Annotated in this window: 16 protein-coding genes and 2 pseudogenes; 12 read left to right on the top strand and 6 right to left on the bottom strand. The window is 70.2% G+C overall.

Annotated elements, in window-relative coordinates; translation table 11 throughout:
* Positions 1-99: 99 nt before the first annotated feature.
* Entirely contained in the window at positions 100-525 is a 426-nt protein-coding gene (locus tag GXW83_RS17515; protein WP_182443990.1) for an ATP-binding protein, read from the bottom strand.
* A gap of 192 nt (positions 526-717) precedes the next feature.
* On the opposite strand from GXW83_RS17515, the gene GXW83_RS17510 reads away from it, so the two are divergent.
* The gene (locus tag GXW83_RS17510) at positions 718-1,050 is read left to right on the top strand and encodes an STAS domain-containing protein (RefSeq protein ID WP_182443989.1); all 333 of its coding nucleotides are present in this window, start codon (positions 718-720) and stop codon (positions 1,048-1,050) included.
* Between the two features lie 95 nt (positions 1,051-1,145).
* A complete protein-coding gene (locus GXW83_RS17505; RefSeq protein ID WP_182443988.1) occupies positions 1,146-4,988 on the top strand; it encodes a SpoIIE family protein phosphatase in 3,843 nt (1,280 codons plus the stop codon).
* Between the two features lie 52 nt (positions 4,989-5,040).
* Here the strand turns inward: GXW83_RS17505 and GXW83_RS34135 are convergent.
* Both GXW83_RS34135 and GXW83_RS17495 read right to left on the bottom strand, forming a co-directional pair.
* Positions 5,041-5,172: pseudogene (locus GXW83_RS34135) on the bottom strand (alkanesulfonate monooxygenase); the annotation flags it as partial.
* 37 nt (positions 5,173-5,209) lie between these two features.
* Positions 5,210-6,739, bottom strand: coding sequence for an ATP-binding protein (locus GXW83_RS17495; protein WP_182443986.1), 1,530 nt, complete (start codon positions 6,737-6,739; stop codon positions 5,210-5,212).
* A 122-nt stretch (positions 6,740-6,861) separates the two neighbouring features.
* Here GXW83_RS17495 and GXW83_RS17490 point away from each other — a divergent pair, with 122 nt between their 5' ends.
* From GXW83_RS17490 to GXW83_RS17465, 6 genes are all read left to right on the top strand, one after another.
* Positions 6,862-7,203, top strand: coding sequence for a hypothetical protein (locus GXW83_RS17490; protein WP_182443985.1), 342 nt, complete (start codon positions 6,862-6,864; stop codon positions 7,201-7,203).
* 4 nt (positions 7,204-7,207) lie between these two features.
* Positions 7,208-7,639 carry a response regulator gene (locus GXW83_RS17485; protein ID WP_182443984.1) on the top strand — a complete coding sequence of 144 codons (432 nt, stop codon included), beginning with the start codon at positions 7,208-7,210 and terminating at the stop codon, positions 7,637-7,639.
* Between the two features lie 162 nt (positions 7,640-7,801).
* Positions 7,802-8,110 (top strand): hypothetical protein, encoded by a 309-nt coding sequence (locus GXW83_RS17480; protein WP_182443983.1) that lies wholly within the window; start codon positions 7,802-7,804, stop codon positions 8,108-8,110.
* A gap of 89 nt (positions 8,111-8,199) precedes the next feature.
* Entirely contained in the window at positions 8,200-8,847 is a 648-nt protein-coding gene (locus tag GXW83_RS17475) for an RNA polymerase sigma factor (RefSeq protein ID WP_182443982.1), read from the top strand.
* A gap of 77 nt (positions 8,848-8,924) precedes the next feature.
* Complete coding sequence (locus GXW83_RS17470) at positions 8,925-9,755, top strand: hypothetical protein (RefSeq protein ID WP_182443981.1); 831 nt, start codon at positions 8,925-8,927, stop codon at positions 9,753-9,755.
* Between the two features lie 1,036 nt (positions 9,756-10,791).
* Complete coding sequence (locus GXW83_RS17465; RefSeq protein WP_182443980.1) at positions 10,792-11,133, top strand: nuclear transport factor 2 family protein; 342 nt, start codon at positions 10,792-10,794, stop codon at positions 11,131-11,133.
* 381 nt (positions 11,134-11,514) lie between these two features.
* On the opposite strand, the gene GXW83_RS17460 is transcribed toward GXW83_RS17465, so the two are convergent.
* Together GXW83_RS17460 and GXW83_RS17455 are read right to left on the bottom strand one after the other, a co-directional pair.
* Positions 11,515-12,741 (bottom strand): S53 family peptidase, encoded by a 1,227-nt coding sequence (locus GXW83_RS17460; protein ID WP_182447384.1) that lies wholly within the window; start codon positions 12,739-12,741, stop codon positions 11,515-11,517.
* A gap of 213 nt (positions 12,742-12,954) precedes the next feature.
* Positions 12,955-13,680 carry an NAD(P)-dependent oxidoreductase gene (locus tag GXW83_RS17455; protein WP_182443979.1) on the bottom strand — a complete coding sequence of 242 codons (726 nt, stop codon included), beginning with the start codon at positions 13,678-13,680 and terminating at the stop codon, positions 12,955-12,957.
* Positions 13,681-14,203: 523 nt separating this feature from the next.
* On the opposite strand from GXW83_RS17455, the gene GXW83_RS17450 reads away from it, so the two are divergent.
* On the top strand, positions 14,204-14,404 hold the full coding sequence (locus GXW83_RS17450; protein ID WP_182443978.1) for a hypothetical protein: 201 nt from the start codon (positions 14,204-14,206) through the stop codon (positions 14,402-14,404).
* Positions 14,405-15,012: 608 nt separating this feature from the next.
* Here the strand turns inward: GXW83_RS17450 and GXW83_RS17445 are convergent.
* Positions 15,013-15,899, bottom strand: a pseudogene (locus GXW83_RS17445) (oxygenase MpaB family protein).
* A gap of 229 nt (positions 15,900-16,128) precedes the next feature.
* Here GXW83_RS17445 and GXW83_RS17440 point away from each other — a divergent pair.
* From GXW83_RS17440 to GXW83_RS17430, 3 genes are all read left to right on the top strand, one after another.
* Positions 16,129-16,875: a VOC family protein gene (locus GXW83_RS17440; RefSeq protein ID WP_182443977.1), complete on the top strand. Its 747-nt coding sequence runs from the start codon at positions 16,129-16,131 to the stop codon at positions 16,873-16,875.
* A 216-nt stretch (positions 16,876-17,091) separates the two neighbouring features.
* Entirely contained in the window at positions 17,092-17,922 is an 831-nt protein-coding gene (locus tag GXW83_RS17435; RefSeq protein ID WP_225447059.1) for an STAS domain-containing protein, read from the top strand.
* Positions 17,919-18,341, top strand: coding sequence for an STAS domain-containing protein (locus tag GXW83_RS17430; RefSeq protein ID WP_182443975.1), 423 nt, complete (start codon positions 17,919-17,921; stop codon positions 18,339-18,341). The genes GXW83_RS17435 and GXW83_RS17430 overlap by 4 nt, the downstream gene beginning before the upstream one ends.
* Positions 18,342-18,358: the final 17 nt, after the last annotated feature.

Here is an 18,358-nt window from a genome sequence, read left to right as displayed (position 1 = left end):
CGTTGGCAGCAGTTGGGGGAACGCCGCGGCGTCACGGCGCAGTAGAGCGGCGCTGATCCCGTGCGCCCTCTGTTTCCCGCCGGGCCGAGCGCGCTGAGGTCAGGACGTCTGGGCGGCCAGGGTGGTGACGATGGTCTTCCAGCCGGCCGTGTATCGGGTGATGTGGATGTCCATGGTCAGGCTGCTGAGCAGGTTCCAGCCGAAGCCACCGGTGCCTGTGTGAAGGTCTCCGGGGCGGGGGCGGGGCAGGCTGGCGCTGGTGTCGCTGACAGCGATGAAGAGGGCGGTCCCGTCGTAGACCATGTCCAGGACGCAGGGCCCCGGCGCGTGGCGGGCGGCATTGGTGACCAGCTCACTGATCAGGATCAGGGCGTCGGCGATCCGGGCCGAGGTCAGCGGAGGATCGCAGGGGCCCGTGAGGAAGTCGCCGGCGTGCGCTCGGGCAATGGATGCGGATCCCTCCTGACCGTCCAGGCGGAGGGTGGAGTGGGCCGGGATGGGGGTTCTGTTCCGCTTGAGTTCCACGCGTGACCCCGCCCCCTCTGTCTGTCCCTGGTTGGTTCCCTGCCCAGGCGGCGGCACTGAAGGCGGGCGCGGACGTGAATGCATCGTAGCCTGCCGACGTCAGGGGTGAGGATGTCGCGCGTCACCGCTGCCGGAGCTGGACCCGGGGTCTCCCGGCGAGTGGGTACAGGGTTGTCCGACATAATCGACAGCATGGCTACCGACGACGGTCCTCGCACCTCCTCCTACCCCGTCATCGCTGCGCAGGGTGATCTGGACGGGGACACCTTGGGGCCGCTGACCGCTGAACTCGAAGCCGCCGCCGCACAGCACCCGGTCGTGATCCTGGATGCCAGCGCCGTCACCTTCAGCGACTCCTCGTTCCTGCGCCTGGTCATGCTGATCCATCAGCGCACCGATCTGCGGATCGCCGCACCCTCCCCGGTGGTGGCACGGCTGTTCCAACTGATCAGCGTCGATGCGATCCTGCACCTGTACCCCACCCTGGAGGACGCCCGTTCGGCAGCGCATCGCTTCGGGGGCTAGGCGCAGGGATTCGGTTGCCGACCGACGCCGGCCCGGTCGGCCCGCTCCGGGAGGTCTGCGACGAAGCGATCGATGCGAGAATGGAGGCATGGGCCTTGACGAAGCCGACGACGTCCGGTAGCCGCGCGCGGCTGCTTCCGCCCGGCCTGCTGGCCGCGGACCAGGGCAGTGAGCTGAATGCCCTGATGGAGCGGACGCCGTGGTCGCAGACCGTCCTCGGTCCGGTGCAGGACTGGTCCGCAGAGCTGCGTACTGCTGTGGGGGTGTGCCTGAACTCGCCCTTCCCGATGCTCGTGATGTGGGGCCCGGAGTTGGCGATGGTCTACAACGACGCCTTCGTACCGATCCTGGGCGCCAAGCATCCGGCTCTGGGGCAGCCCTGCGCTCAGGTGTGGTCCGATGCGTGGCCCGTGGTCGGCGGGATGCTCTCCAACGTCCTGGAGCACGGCGAGTCGACCTACCACCAGGACCTGCCGCTGGTGCTGCAACGACATGGTTTCGACGAGACGGTCTACTTCACCTTCGCCTACAGTGCGATCCCGCTGGCCGACGGCGGGGTGGGCGGAGTGTTCACCGTTGTCACCGAGACCACGACCCAGGTGCTCGGCACGCGCCGACTGGGTACCCTGCGCGAGCTGGGCCAGGCCCGTTCTGCCCAGACCTCCGAGGTGGAACAGGCATGCGCTGCCACAACAGACGTGCTGTCCTCCCACCGTGAGGATGCGCCTTTCGGGGTGGTCTACCTGCTCGACGACGACGGTGCCACAGCCCGCGCGGTCTCCTGGTTCGGGCTCTCGGAGCCGCTGACCGCGCAGATGCCGCACCTTCCCCCGGCAGTATCCGCGCCCACGGAGGCAGATGCGGATGCGGATACGGAGGCAGGCTGGATCTGGCAGGCTCTTGCCGCGAACAGACCGCAGACACGCTCAGGCATGGGATCCACGCTGCGCGAGCACGTGCTGCCCGTGCCGGAGGCCGCCGGGCCGGCGACGGTGGACACAGCCGTGGCGCTGCCCCTGTCGGCCACCGGCAGCGATCGCCCCCATGGCGTCGTGGTCCTGGGCACCAACGCGCACCTGGCCCTGGACGACGCCTACCAGGAATATCTGAACCTGGCCGCCAACCATCTCACCGCCGCGATCAGCGACGCCAGAGCCCGGGCCGCCCAGTTGCGCCGCGCCGAAGAACTGGCCGAGCTGAACCTCGCCAAGACCAAGTTCTTCACCAGCGTCAGCCACGAACTGCGGACCCCACTGACCTTGATCGCCGGACCGGCCGGCGACGCCCTGGCTGACGAACGCCACCCCCTCGCAGACGCCCAGCGCCGGCGATTGGAGATCATCCACCGAAACGCAGGACGATTGCGGCGTCAGGTCGACACCCTGCTCGACTTCAGCCGCATCGAAGACGGGCGGCTGCACAGCGAGCCTGTCGCCGTCGACCTCGGGGCGTTGACCCGCGGTATCGCCCAGTCCTTCGCCCCGGCCGTCGAACGGGCACAGCTCGGGTTCACCGTCGACTGCCCCACCGACTCCCCCGCGCTCCTGATCGACCCGGGCATGTGGGAACGGATCGTGTTGAACCTCTTGTCCAACGCGGTCAAGTTCACCCTCCGAGGAGAGATCCGGCTCAGCCTGCTGATCACCGCGGACACCGTTGAACTCACGGTTGCGGACACCGGAATCGGCATCGCCCCCCACGAACTGCCCCACATCTTCGCACGCTTCCGCCAGGTACGGGGGGCCGGTGGTCGCTCCCACGAGGGTTCGGGCATCGGGCTTGCCCTCGTCCAGGAACTGGCCGCGCTGCACGGCGGTGTGGCACTGGCGGACAGTCGGCCGGGCCACGGCACGACGCTGACCCTTCGCCTGCCCGCCCGCACCGCCCAGCAGGCCCCCCAGGTCGAACTCGGCCACGGCGTAGTCCAGGACTACCTCGCCGAAGCCCTCCAATGGAGCGCGCCCGTCAGCGATGCCGACGACGCCGATCTGCGGAAAGCCCCCGCTCCGCCCCGGGCGGGCACCGTGCTGGTCGCCGAGGACAACGCGGACCTACGGAACTACCTGCAAGCCCTCCTGACTCCCGAATACTCCGTCACCTCGGCGACCGACGGCCACCAAGCCCTGCGCCTGGCCCGGGAACGGCGCCCCGACCTGATCCTGGCCGATGTCATGATGCCGGGCCTGGACGGGTTCGCCCTCCTGCGCGCCCTGCGCGCCGACCCTGCCACTGCTCGCACACCGGTGGTCTTCCTCTCCGCACGCGCCGGCCAGGAAGCGGCGGCCGAAGGCCTGGCCGCAGGCGCCGACGACTACCTCGCCAAACCGTTCTCATCGGCGGACCTCCTGGCCAGGGTCCGCTCCAACCTGGACCTGGCCCGGCTGCGCAACCACGAGTCCGCCTGGCGCACCGCCCTGGTCAACGCCATGCAGGACGGCTTCTTCGTCGCCGACCAGACCCTGGCGATCATCGAGATCAACGACGGCTTCACCCGCCTCCTGGGCTATGAGGCCCCGCAGCTGCCCTGGCCGGTCCCGCACCCCTGGTGGCCCACACCCGACCAGGACCCGGACGGCTACGCGCTGGTCGACGCTGCCCTGGACGTCGTGCGCGCCCAAGGGCGCGGCCGCTTCGTCCTACCGCTGCGCCACCGCGACGGGCGCCGCCTGTGGGTGGACGTCGCCCTGGACTCGCTGCGCGACCACACCGGCACCGGACAACTCGTGGTCGGCACCCTGCGCGACGTCACCGCCGCCCACCTGACCGCCGAGCGCGACGCCGCCATCTCACGCCTGGCCGACCTGCTCACCGGCATCGACGACAGCGCCACCGTCCTGAGCGTAGGCCTGGCCGAACTGCGTGACTGCTGGCAGGCCGAGCGCGCAACCGTGCTGCGCTGGCACGAAACACCTCAGCACACCCCCGTCGCCGTGTCCGCCGTCGCGTGCACCGGCCCCACCATCCCGACAGGCACTGACCTGCCGCCCTCCAGCGCCATGGACGATGCCCGGCAGGGGCGCATGTTCACCGACGCGAACACCACCGGCCACGGCCCATCGGACACCGACACCTTCGTGTCCACCGTCGGAGCACCACTGTTCGACGGGGGCGACCAGGCCATGCTCTGGCTCGAGTTCGCCACTCCCCGCCCGTTCTCCGTCGCCGACCGCACCCTGCTCGTACAGCTCACCGGTCACCTCCAACGTGCGCTGAGTCGAGCCAGGGCCAGTGACGAGCAGCGGCAAGTCGCCCTGGCCCTCCAACGCGCCATCCTGGGACCCGCCGATCTGCCGCCCGGATTCGCAGTCCGGTACGAACCCGCCAGCTCCTCCCTGGAAGTCGGCGGCGACTGGTACGACGTCCTCGAACTCCCCGGACACCGCTACGGAATCGTCGTCGGCGACGTCGTCGGCCGAGGCCTGCCCGCCGCCACCACCATGGGCCAACTGCGCAGCGCCGCCCGTGCGCTCCTCCTGGAGAACAGCGGCCCAGCCCACGTACTGGACGCCATGGACCGCTTCGCCGCCCTGCTCCCCGACGCCTACTGCACCACCGCGTTCTGCGCCGTCATCGACCCCACCGCCCAGACCCTGCGCTACAGCAGCGCAGGACACCTCCCCGCGCTGCTGCGCCACCCCGACAGCACCGTCCGACGCCTCGACGACGCCCAATCCGTGCCACTGGGCGTCGTCACCAACCGCAGACGGCCCGAGACCACCACCACGCTCCCGACCGGATCCCACCTCCTGCTCTACACCGACGGGCTCGTCGAACGCCGCCACGAGATCATCGACACCGGAATCCACCGCGCCGAGGCGGCACTCGCCGCCACACCCTCCAGCATCCCCGACGCCGTCGTGGACCATCTCTGCACCCTGCTGCTCGATCGGGGCCGGCACGAGGACGACGTCGCCCTCCTCCTCTACCACCAGACCTGACCACATCAACATGCCCGCCGCCGATCCGGCCAGCGGCCTTTCCACCACCACGGGCCTCTTCGACGTGCGGGTGGCCGGAGAGGATGAACTCGTCGATGCCCAGCCGGTGGTGCTCGGCGATCCACTCGGTGGCCTTGACGTGGCTGCCGACGAGCGCGGTGCCGGCGCTGCCGCGTACCAGGCCGCAGACATCGGAAAGGATGTCGCCCGGGCACGCAAGGTCAGTCGGCGGCGGGCAGGGTGAACTCCATCCGGGTGCCGTCGCGGGGCGCGGTGTCCGTACGAATGGTTCCGCCGTGGAATTCGACGATCTTGCGGCACATGGCCAGTCCGATGCCACTGCCCGGGTAGGCGTCCTTGGTGTGCAGGCGCTGGAAGATCAGGAACACCCGTTCGGCGAACTCAGGCCCGATACCGATGCCGTTGTCAGTGACCGCCAGCCGCCAGACGCCGCCGTCGCGCTCGGCCGACAGGTGGACGCGCGGCGGGCGCTGCGGGGATCGGAACTTGACGGCGTTGCTGACGAGGTTCTGCAACAGCAGGGTGAGCAGGGTGGGATCCCCGGCCACCGTGGGCAGCGGGTCGTGGGTGATCTCGGCTGCGGTCTCGGAGATCGTGACCTCGAGGTTGTCGAGGGCCCGGCTGAGGCTGTCCTCCAGATCCACCTGCGTGATCTCGGTGTTGACCCGGCCGACACGGGAGAAGGTGAGCAGGTCGGTGATGAGCTTCTGCATCCGCTCGGCGCCGTCGACGGCGTAGGCGATGTACTGGTCCGCCTTGGCGTCCAACTGGCCGCCGTAGCGGCGTTGCAGGAGTTGGCAGAAGCTGGCGATTTTGCGCAACGGCTCCTGCAGGTCGTGTGAGGCGACGTAGGCGAACTGCTCCAGCTCGCCGTTGGAGCGTTGGAGTTCGGTGGCCTGGGTGTCGAGCAGGGCGCGGGCGTGGTCGCTGGCACGCAGTTCCTGCAGCAGGCGCAGACGCATCGACTCGACGTCGGCGGCCAGGGCTCGTAGGTCGGACGGGCCGGTGGGGTTGACCGGGTGGCCGAAATCACCGGCGGTCACCTGGCGGGTGTCGCGGCGAAGCGCGGCCAGCGGCATGGTGACGCCCCGGCGAAGCCCTTCGAAGACGAGCAGGAAGTTCAGCAGCAGGATGGCGCCGATGGCGGAGAAGATGCGGTTGCGCAGGGCGCGGACGTGACCCAGGTCAGCCCTGTCATGGGAACGTGCCTGCTCCAGGTGGGTCTGCTGGTCGGTCATCGCCGTGCGCAGCGAGTCGAAGAGCTCCTTGCCCTCGTCGGCGCGCTGGGCCGCTATGAGCGGCGGCGTGCCCGGCGGGGAGGCGGCGATGGGGGCCGCGACGCGCTGCTGCCACAGGGCCGCACGGTCCAGGACCAGGGCGAGATCCGAGCGGCCCTGGGGGCCGGCGGCCAGGCTGCGCAACTGCCGGACGGCGGTCTGCTCCTGGCTCAGTCCTTCGGTGTAGGGCTGGAGGAAGTCGGCCTGCCCGGTGAGGCCGTATCCGCGGGTACCGGTCTCCTGGTTGATCATCGCGGCTTCCAGTTGGACGGCGGCCACCAGCGCCGGCGAGGTCTGGTCGACCAGGCGGTTGGAGACGTCCGTACTGTGCTGCAGGGTCCACACCGCGACTGCCGACAGAACCGCCAGCAGGCCGACGGCGGTACCGATACCGAGCGCCAGCCACTGCCGGGTCGACCAGCCGACGGTGGGGAGTGCGTCTTGCTGTGGCATGGCATTCCTCGAGCGGGTATCGGAACCTGTGTCGGCATGATGCATGCCGCGGCGCGGCCAGTACTCTACATGCGTGACAACTTTGGTTGTCACGAACAGGGCAGAGGCGCTAGCGTGATCCCGTGCCCGGTATTCACTTCGAGGTCGCGCTGACCGAACAGGAGATAGCCGAACTCGCCGACGCCGTCGTCCTGGACACGGCACGGCGGTTGGCGGATCGTGCGTTCCGTCCGCTCGACACGGTCCCCAGGGACGAGTGCCAGGCGCTGGCCGAACTGCACGCCGTGCTGCACCTGCAGCGGGCCGCCGCCCGGCTGGCCGACCAGTTGGCCCGGGCCGCAGCCGCAGCCGGGGCCGGCTACACGGATTTGGGTGCTGCCCTGGAGATGACCAGGCAAGGCGCTCGTAAGCGCTTCCCCGACGTGCTGGAGCGGCACGCGGGCCGAACCTCCGAGGAGAGCTGACCCCATGGCTTCCGCCCACGCCCGCGACATCCTGCTCGTCGAGGACGACGAAGCCGACGCCTTCCTGATCCAGGACGCGCTGCAGGACCAGGGTGCGCCCCGCAACGTCGTGCAGGCCGTGGACGGCATTGCCGCCCTGCAGCACTTGCGCACCCTCGGCACGCCGCACCCGGACCTGATCGTCCTCGACCTCAACATGCCCCGCATGAACGGCCACGAGTTCCTGGACGTCCTGAAGAACGACGACGCACTGCGCACCATTCCCGTCGTCGTGCTGTCCACCTCCAGCACCCCGGGAGACATCGAAACCGCCTACGGCCGCCATGCCAACGCCTACGTCACCAAGCCTGTCGCCCTCGATGACTTCATGAACGCCGTGCACAGCATCGACGCGTTCTTCCTGCGCACCGTCTCAACACCGCCGCGGGCCGCCTGAGAGGCGCCGGCCGGCACGCGCCTGGCCGTGGCCTCGGCGACATCGCCGCCATACAAGTTCGCCGCCATGCAACGTCGCCATCTCCCTTGCTTCCAACAGACCCATGGTGAGCCGTTGGGGTAGGTTCGTGCTTCCACGTGGATGGTCTTTGCGGGGGGTGACATGCGCCTGGCGCAGAAGTGGTCGTGGAAGGCCGACGTGCTCGGCCTCCTCCTGTGCAGCGTCCTGACGGCCGTGATGGATGCCGTGATCATGACCGAGACGTCCGGCAACGGATTCGGGCTTCTGTTCATAACGATCATGGGGGCTGGAGTCGGCGCCGCTGTGACCAGGTGGCGCGGTCCGGCGCTTCGGCGGTGGCGGTGCGTCGCAGTGGGCGTATTCCTGGCTCAGGTGAGCCTCGTACTGGTCGTGGCGCTTCTCACTGCGCTGCTGCATCTCCTGTTTGCGCACATGTACATCCCGTGGTGACGGCTGCCTGCGGGTGCGGCAGGCACCCCCCGGTGAGACTTGTTTCGGATCCTGGGAACCTGTGGCGGGTTGCCGGACACAGGTAGGGCATGGAACTGAACGACGCTGAACGCGCTGTCCCGATCGGAGAGATATCCGACCGGGAGCTGTGGGCGCGGGCGGTCGACGGCGACCGGGAGGCATTCGGTCGGATCTTCGACCGTCATGCGAAGTCCGTCTACAACCACGCGTTCCGGCGGACGGCCAACTGGTCCGAGGCCGAGGACCTGACGTCGACCGTGTTCATGCACGCCTGGCGTCGGCGGTCGGAGACCGTGCTGCACCGCGACTCGGCCCTGCCGTGGCTGCTCGGCATCTCCGACCATCTGCTGTCGAACACCCGGCGGCGGCTGCGGCGGGCCGAGGCGCTGCTGCACCGGCTCATCGCGCATGACGAGCCGGTGGGCGACCACGCGGACCGCGTGGCCGGCCGGGTAGACGACGAGCGCCGGATGTCGGAGCTGCACCGGGCACTGGCCCGGCTGCCGCGCCACGAACGCGAGGTCGTCGAGCTCTGCGTGTGGTCGGGCCTGGACCAGCAGGCGGCCGCGGTGGCGCTGGGGGTGGCCGTCGGAACCGTGAAGTCCCGACTGCACCGGGCGCGGCGGCGGTTGGGAGCCGACCTGGTCGGCGGATCGCCGGTTCCGGCTCCGTTCAGTCCCACGAAAACCGTCAACACGGAGGAGGTGGCACGGTGAATGACATGCAGGGCCTTCCCGCAGCTCCCCCCGATCGTGATCTGCCGAACCACCGGCGGATCCGAGAGGAGCTGCTCATGAAGATCGATCCGGAGGACCAGCGTGCCTCGGTAAGACGCAGGTGGGGCCTCCCGCTGAGCGTCGCCGCCGGCGTCGCGGCAGTGAGCGTCACGGCTGTGGTTCTGTTCGGCGGCGAGGGCGCCGCCGGGCACGTGGCCGCCGTCACCCCGCTCGGCACCGGAAGCCCGGTGAGCGCCACCGCCTCCCCGGGCCCGAGCGTGAGCCCCGGCCACGCCTCGGCCTCCCCGGCCGGAAGCGGCACAGGGTCGTCCGCGACCCGGGGGAGCTCCGCCCCCGGCGCCTTCACGATCACCAGCGAGACGACGACCCCGATCGACGCCGGGACCGTCACCAAGATCCTGGCCTCCTGCCTGGGCTCGGCCGCCGCGGACTACCACGCGGTGATCGCCGTCCGCACCCCGGTCGCCTCGCAGGACTGGGACGGCGCGGTGATCGCGGTCAACTCCGCCGACCAGTACGTGCAGTGCGAGACCAAGGGCGACCAGGGCACCAGCCAGGACTCCCCGGCGACGTTCATCAACAACCGCCTGTGGGGCGCCGGCCACACCATCGAGTACTTCGACTCCGTCAGCGGGCCTGCGGGGCAGGGCCAGTACCTCATGCTGGGCGCCGGGCACTACACCTCGGACGTCGCCCGGATCACCATCAGCTACGGCGACGACCCGACGCAGTACCCGGCGGTCATGGCGGGCGGCGCGTTCTTCTACACAGCGGCGGCCTCCACCGGCACGACCGGGCCCAGTGCCCCCGTCATGTCCCCGAGCCCCTACGTCCACGCCTACGACGCCTCCGGCAAGGAGATCTACAACCAGCAGCAGGACTCGTAGGCCCCAGCGACCGCCCCTCGCCGCTCCCCCGCTGCTGCCCGGCGCCCACCGAGGCAGCAGTGCCGTACTGGATGTCGGCGTGTCCGCAAGGGTGGGCCAGCTCCCACAGAACTTGCAGGTAGACCCAGCGAAGCGTGCGCGGTCCGGGCCGCGCGGGCTACCCGGTGGGCTGCCGTGACCGAGGCGACGGTGTCATCCTTGGAGAGCCGGAAGGATTCATCTGGACTCTGCACCAGGCCAAACTCCCGGCGGGACGTGCCGCCGACGCACTCCTCCAACCGCACGCAACGCCGCTTCGTTGCTGCTATCACTGACGGGGCCTCTCGCCGAACTCTGACCGGGCAATGCGCGGGGCCGTGGTTCCCACCCGTGTGGACGTAGTCGAATTCTCTGCACCACAACAGCCGCCCCATCAGGCCGCAGCAGCACATGGAAGCCGCAGAACTCATCCCTACCGACCAGCTTCCGGCTGATCCCGTGCTGGTGCGCGACGCCTGAGCCCACCTGGAGCAGCCCCTGCTCGCGGTCCTGGTCGACCCCGATGCCGCCAACGCCCTCCTGCACGGACGGATGGCGGAGCCTGATCGCTTCGCTGGAAGATATCTTCCGACTGCACCGGCACAAGCCCGGAAGCCTGCTCAAACTCGACCGCTAACTCCACGAACGCGCGGACGGGGCGATCGGCAGCCTCTCTCAGCTCATTGCGCCGACGGGAGGGCGCGGCGCCGCTTCGGCCGCAACGAACCGCAGACCCTCACCGAGGCGCTGCGCGTCACCGACGGCCGCGCCCGCTGGCCGCGCCCCGGGCTGCACCGCACGATGGTCCCCTGTCCGGGCGGGCGGGGCCGTGCGATCACCCCGGTCGCCCCTCGCCCGGGGGAGGTCGCTCCGCTGCGCAGAGGGTGCCCCTGGCGGCGACGTCCCGCTGTCGACGGCCCAAGTGCCGCCGGTTGCCGGCTCCTCGTACCTGGAGGAGCGTCGAGGTGACAAATCGCGAGAGCCTGGGTGTTGCCCGCAGGCCGGAGGAGTGATCGCAATGACGAACGTCGACGTCGTTCGGCTGTGTCTGGAGAGCTACATCGCCCAGGACCGGGCGACTGCGGAACGGTTGATTGCGCCGGACTACACATTCACCAGCCCGCAGGACGATCGGATCGACAGGGCGGCGTTCTTCGAGCGCTGCTTCCCCACCGCGGACCGCTTTCGCACGCAGCGAATCCTGGACGCCGTCCCGGCGTGCGGGGACGGCGTGCTCATCGTCTACGAGTATGAACTGGTGACGGGTGAGCGCTATCGCAACGTCGAGCTCAGCACCGTGCGGCAGGGGAAGATCACCGACACCCAGGTCTTCTTCGGCGGCCGGGTCGCACACGAGTGACGGGCGAACCGGCCGCCCGCAGGGTGGGGCGGCGCCTCGCGCCGGAGCCGGCGGAGGGCATCGGACCCAACGCGTCGATCTGTTCGCGCCATCCAGGCATACTGACCGCCAGTGCGTCCGCGACATCCCTCGTACCCGGGGCGGAGTCCAGACGCGGAGACCTGATCGCAACCGGGCAATTCTCCTCATCCGTTGCCCGGTTGGGGACACCATAGATCTGATCACCTATGACGGGGTGGCCGACGGCGTCACCTGCTGCGGTGCGGTGGACGAGCACCTGGAGGCCGCGGGTGCTCAGTTCGGGGTGTGGATGGGGAAGGCGGACCGCCGAGGCTTGGGAGCACTCCGCGGTCCGCCCGGTGTCGTCCCGGTGGTCGTGTGTCAGCCGGTGAAGGCCGCGGTGCCGTCAGGCGTCCCCAGGCCGGTCGGTCCGTCGTAGCCGGACTGGGCGGTGCACAGGTAGGCAGGGGTGCAACTGCCGTTGGAACCGCTGGTCACGTCGTACAGCCCGGACGTGTCCGCGTACAGGTCCGAAGCAGGGGTGGTGTTCGAACCAGGCGCCCCGGCGAGCGCGTAGACGCCGGCGATGATCGGCGAGGCGGCACTCGTTCCGCCATAGACCTGCCAGCCCGAAGCACCGTAGGTGTCGTAGACGGCGACACCGGTGGCCGGGTCGGCGACCGCGGAGACATCGGCCACGGTGCGGTTGGAGCAGCCGCTGTCCGTCTGCCAGCTCGGCTTGGGCTCATAGGCGGAGCAACCCGAGCCTGTGCCCTCGGTGCTGCTGGTGGACCACACGCTCTCGGTCCAGCCGCGGGTGTTGGACGCGGTGGCCAGCGAGGTGCCGCCAACGGCGGTGACGTAGGGCGAGGCGGCGGGGTACTCCACGCCGTAACCGCCGTCGCCGGCAGAGGCGGTGATGGCGACACCCGGGTGGTTGAAGTACTCGCTGTCGTAGCTGGTGTCGGTCGAGGACTCCGAGCCGCCATAGCTGTTGGACACGAAGTCAGCGCCCATCGACACCGCGGTGTTCACCGCCGTACCCAGGTCATCCATGCTGGCCGAGTTGGCCTCGACCAGCAGGATGTCGCAGTTCGGGCAGGTGGCGCTGACCATGTCCAGGTCGAGCGAGATCTCCCCGGCCCAGCCCGAGTCCGGCGAGGGGTAGCTGGTGCCGCCGTTCTCGTCCACCTTGGTGAAGCAGCCGCCGGCGCTGGTGCAGGCGGGCAGCCCGAACTCGCTTCGATAGGTGGCCAGGTCCGACTCCGCGTTGGGGTCGTCCTGAGCGTCGACGATCGCCACCGTCTCGCCGGATCCGTTTGCAGCGGCGGCCGAAGCGAGGTTGTAGGCGCTCTGGATGTCGGCGGGGCCGTAGCCCGAGACCGATGCCTGGGCGCTCGCGTGTGGGGACACGACGCCGTGGGCCTTGGCTCGGACCGTGCCGCCGGTGACCCGAAGCGCGTCGCAGGCCATGTATCCGACCTTAGCGGGCCGGGCGCAGTCGCGGGTGAACGTCAACCGGTGGTGCGCCATCGGCGACGACTCCGCCTGAGCGGAGGCGGCTCCGACCCCGGAGACGCTCAGCGCGGCCGCGGCGGTGAGGGCCATGGTGGTGCGGCGGACAGCGGATCTGGTAGAGGTACGCAAAGCGGGTGCTCCTGTGCCGTGTGGGGGTTCAGGCCGGTCCATGGATGTGGTAAGTCCTGGGCCAGGCTGCTCGCGGAGGCCGACGGCGGGTCAGCCGATAGCCCCTCGTTCGGAGCAGCTACCGGCGACGCTAGATCGTCGCGCTCATGACAATCAATCCTGTGCACACGAGCTTCACAGGATGGCCCCACAAAGTCCCCTGCTGCCGGCCGCCCGGGCAGCGGCCTCAACGACCACCAGCGGGGCCGCGGGATGCGAGTCGGCCAGCAGGTAGGTGCGCCCCTCGTGGTCCTGCGGCGCGCACAGCACGGCCGCATACGCCCGCGCCAGGTCCTCGACGTGAATCCAGGACCACACCTTGTCACGCCGTCCCCTGTGCACCGGCCCGGTAGACCGGGCCTCGCTGAACCAGTCGCCGACAATCGAACTGCGTGCGTCGCCGCCGTGCACCATCCCCGGCCGCAGTACCGTGTGGGGCAGTCGCGCACCCCGCAGTTCGGCTTCCAGACGAGCACGGGCGTTGCCGTTGTCTACGGGGGTCTGAGGCGTCAACAGCGTGTGTTCGTGCTTTCCGTAGGCCGAGCAGCCGCTCGTGTACACCAGATGCTGTCGGCTGCCGGCATCGGCGAGGGCTCGGAACAGAGAGCGATTGGTGCCGTCGGGGTCGGCCGGGTCGAAGGCGGTGTGGACCACGGCATCCGCACCGGCGAGCACTTCGCTCAGCGCACCACGGTCCGCGAGACGCCCGCACAGCGGCCGGACACCGACGTCTCCCAGTGTCCTGGCCCTGTCCGAGCCGGGATCCCGTGTCAGGGCAGTGACCTCATGCCCCGCCCGGGCCAGGGCAATCGCAACAGCCCGTCCCACATAGCCAGTTGCCCCTGTGACACGTACACGCATCCCTCGATGCTCACCGGTGCTCGGCAGCCGCCGTGGTCGACGGGGCAGCAGCCAGCCGACCGCGGCGAACCACGGCGGCCGAACAACGTCATCTGCGGGCTACGTCATACGTTCCGGGATCGAGGTGACGGCTTCGCAAGCCCACCCCGGCGCACCAGGGCCGCACGAGCAGCGATCCGTCAACGGCAGGCCTCGTACGCCCCGCCACCCCGTCTCCAACGCGGCGGCGCCGCGGAGTCCCTGTCATCCGCGCGGCACTGGGCACGCGGTCAACGGCGGGCGTTGACCGTCATCCGGGCGTAGCCGATGACGTGGCTGCTCATGGTGAACGTCGTCAGCGCCGGCGGGGTGGTCGCGGGCAGGCCCAGAGTCCCGGCATCTGCTGCCGCGTGAAAGGCGCACCGCTTCGGAGCCGACCTTCCCGGCCGTGGTGACAAGGATCATGAGGGACCTCTCTCCACTCACCCGAACCGGGTTGCACAACCCACTCTTCGCGAAGGGGGCGCGCACCCGGGCCAGGATCGTGGACGCTGCCGCCCGGCTGATCCACGACCCGGACGACCTCGCTGTCACCCTCCTCGCCGTGCTCCAGGGGGCCTGCTCCTCGCGCAGACCCACCGCGACCCCCGTGCCCTCGAAACTGCGCTCGACACACTCATCGCCCTCGCCTCCAGCGGACCAGCCGCAGAACCCAGCGCACACCGAGCCCACCACCCTGCACTGATCAGAGCGACGCCCCACCGTTGCGTGCGGGAAAGCTGCTCCCATCCCTGGGCCGAGCAGCCCGGTCCGTTGCACGACTGCGGTGAGCATCCGCAGCACCGTATCGACCCAGGGACGGCAACTGCGCAGCAGGACCCCGCTCACAGCACCGGCCGTGAGCAAGGGCCCGCTTCAACAGAGAGTCAATAGAACATCAATCCGCTGAGTCACGTTGTTACTGGGGGTCGATGGCGGTATCGAATCCGTTCGGCCAGCGAGTTGCGTGAGCAGGACGGTGCAGCGAAGCCGCCGGATCTCGCCGGGAGTGTCCTTGCATCCGCCGGGGAGGTCACCGGTGAGGTCATCGACCATCTGGGGGGCAGCACCGATGTCCTCCAAGGCACGGCGCAGTTTCGGGACGTGAATCAGGGTTTGCGTGACCGCTGGCAGGCGCTGGGCACTACTCACGCGGCCGGTAGTAGTTCTCGCCCCCGGGTGACTTCACGAAGGAAGGTCAACGCCGCGCGGTCGAGGTCACATCCATGGCGCTGCGGTACTCCTCGACGAATGCGTCGAGCTGAGTGCGTTCGTCGTCCAGCAGCACATCGAACGAGCCCAACGGGTCTCCAATCACGCCGCGGGCCGGGTGGCGGGGGGTGTCATGGCCCAGCGGATGGCTCGGGTGAGGCCGTGGCCGGCCAGGCGGACGGCGGTGTTCTCGGTGAGCGGGAGGTAGGGCAGGCGGAGCTGGGGCGGGACCAGGGCGGCAGCAGGGAGACGGCGCTGGCGGCCAGGACGGCGTAGGGGCCGCGGGCGGGCCAGGGCAGCGGAGGGCTGAGCAGGATGAAGCGGGCCGCCGCGCGGGCCTCGGGGGTGGAGCGCAGTTCGGGGCGGTAGGCGTCGAGGCGGGCGGCGAGTTCGGCGCGGGTGCGGGGCGGGTCGGGGACGCCCAGGGCGGTGGCGATCCGGGCGGCGTCGGCGACGTAGCCGTCGCAGCCGGCGGCGTCCAGCGGCTTGGCGCCGTAGCGCTGGTGAGCGCGGAGGAAGCTGTCCACCTCGGCGGCGTGGACCCAGCCCAGGAGGTGCGGGTCGGACGCGTGGTAGGGCTCGCCGGCCTGCGTCTCGCCGCGGACCTGTTCGTGGACGGCTCGTACCCGGTCGACTGCGTGCTGGGCGTCGTCGGCGGTGCCGAACGTCGTCACGGCGAGGAAGGTGCTCGTGCGCTGGAGGCGTCCCCACGGGTCGCCCCGGTAGCCGGAGTGCGCGGCCACGGCGGCCATGGCGAGCGGGTGCAGCGACTGGAGCAGCAGGGCGCGCAGCCCGCCGACGAACATCGAGGCGTCGCCGTGCACCACGCGGATGGGCCGGTCGGGCCCGAACCAGCGAGGGCCGGGCGTGTCGTGGATCCGGGAGCGGTTGGCCGGCCCGTCCGGTCCCGCGACCCGGGCGAACAGTTCGGTGCCCAGCCGCTGCCGGACCGCGTCGAGCCCGGGTACGCCGGGAAGGTTGACCACCATCCCTCCGAGGCTACCCCGGCCGGTCCGCCCCGTCTGCCCGGCACCGGGCAGCGCGTCAGCGGCCCGATGCCGGATACAGCGGCATGCGAAATGCGCAACTCGCCCACCACGGAGGTGTACCATGCCCACCGCCGCCACCAGCCCTCGCGCACGGGCAGGGCACGGCAGGGCACCCTCGGGGCGCGGCAAAGCGCGCCTGGGCGCCGCGCGGGTGCGTAGGATCATCGGCATGGCACTGCGACCTGTTCAGGTGAACATCAAGGCTCTTGACGACGCGGCGGTTGGCGGGTTCTGGGCGGAGGCGCTCGGCTGGGGTGTTTCCAGCGAGGGCCCCGGCGTGACCAACGTCGAGCCCGCCGACGGCTTCGTCTGGCCGGACCCGGTTGCCGTCTGCATCGATGTCGTTGCCGTCCCGGAGCCCAAGACGAGCACGAAGAACCGTGTGCACCTCGACCTCGCCACCACCTCCGCAGCCCATCAGGCGGAGCTGGTCGCGCGCCTGCGGACTCTCGGTGCGACGCCCGCCGATGTGGGTCAGGGCGACGTGCCGTGGACGGTCCTCGCCGACCCGGAGGGCAACGAGTTCTGTGTGCTGGAGCCCCGGGAGGTCTACCGGGACACCGGCCCGATCGCCGCGGTGGTGGTGGACTGCGTGGATCCGCGGGCCATGGCCCGGTTCTGGGGCGGGGCGACGGACTGGACCCTGCACGGGGTGACCGACGACAGCGCGGTGCTGCGCTCCGCCAAGGGCGTCGGCCCGTATCTCGAGTTCCTCCGCAAGCCCGGCGTGAAGACCGTGCCGGACCGCCTCCACCTCGACCTGCTGCCGTACCCCGGTGACGATCAGGAGGCGGAGGTCGCCCGGCTGCGGGCCCTCGGCGCCACCGACCTCGACCTCGGCCAGGGCGACGTCCCGTGGAGGTGCCTGGCCGATCCGGAGGGCCACGAGTTCTGCGTCCTGGGCGCGCCTCGCTGACCCCGTGCGTCCCCGCCGGATGACGGCAGGGCCGATCATCGGTGCTTCCGTGCGTCGCCGAACTGCGGCCGGAGCGGCCCGTGCACCCGCTCGGCGGTGGCCGGACAGCGGGAGAACGTCGGCGGGTGCCTCCGCATGGCCTAGGGTTCACGGGAACGGGATCATCTCTTCATAGGGACGTGTGTTGTGGCCGGTAGCGGCGTTGCGGAACGTTTGGTGCAGTTGCTGTCGGTCAGCGGTGAGGATCTGGCCTCCGCGTGGGTGTCGCAGGTCACGGGCTCCCTCGGCGGCCGGGTGAGTCGGGCGGAGGTCGATCGTGAGCTGCGGGAGCTGTACGCCGCCCTGCTCGCGGCGTTGGGGCAGGGGGATCCGGACGCGCACGGTGAGGCGTTCGCCGAGGTTCGCGCGCTGCTGACGGAGCTGTCCCGGGCCCGGGCGCGGCAGGGGTTCACGCCCACCGAGACCGCGGTGAGCGTGTTCGCGCTCAAGACAGTGCTGGAGCCGGCCCTGGCAGGCGACAGCGCCGACGGGGACGTCTCGGCGTACCTGCAGCTGTCGCGGCTGCTGGACGCGCTGGGCCTGTACACCGTCGAGGTGTACACCCGCGCCCGGGAGGAGCTGATCAGCGCCCAGGCCGAGCAGCTGCTGGAGCTGTCGACGCCGGTGGTGAAGCTGTGGGACGGGGTGATCGGCGTCCCGCTGGTGGGCACCCTGGACTCGGCCCGCACCATGGTGGTGATGGAGAAGCTGTTGCAGGCGTTGATCGACACCGGCTCCGAGCAGGCCATCATCGACATCACCGGCGTCCCCGCGGTGGACACCCAGGTCGCCCAGCACCTGCTCAAGACCGTCGTCGCGGCCCGGCTGATGGGCGCCGAGTGCACCATCTCCGGCATCCGCCCGCAGATCGCGCAGACCATCGTCGCCCTGGGCATCGACTTCGGCGACATCGCCACCAAGGCGACCCTCGCCGACGCCCTGCGCCACGCGCTCAGGCGCTCGGGCACCGCGCGGGACGCCGGTACGGTCGGAGGGCTGGGCCGGTGAGCGAGCGAGTACCGGTCCTGCGTGTCGGCCAGGTGTTGCTGGTCTCGATCCAGACGGACCTGGACGACCAGGCGGTGATGCTGCTGCAGGACGACCTGGCGGCGCGCGTGGTGGAGACCGGCGCGCACGGGGTGGTCATCGACATCACCGCCGTGGAGATCGTGGACTCCTTCGTGGGCCGCATGCTGGCCACGATCGCCTCGATCTCCCGGCTGCTGGACGCGAGGACGGTGGTGGTGGGCATGCGCCCGGCGGTGGCCATCACCCTGGTCGAGCTGGGCCTGTCCCTGGGCGGCGTGCGGACGGCGCTGACCCTGGAGAAGGGCCTGCAGTTCCTCAACCGCAGCCACGTCTCGGCGACCAGCGGCCCTGACGCCTCCTCCGGAGAGACCTCCCCGACGCTGTCTGCCGCTCCGTGACCGGCTCGGCGGGGCCC

The organism is Streptacidiphilus sp. PB12-B1b (genome assembly GCF_014084125.1).
Lineage (GTDB): Bacteria > Actinomycetota > Actinomycetes > Streptomycetales > Streptomycetaceae > Streptacidiphilus.
This window is presented reverse-complemented; position numbering and strand designations above follow the sequence as displayed.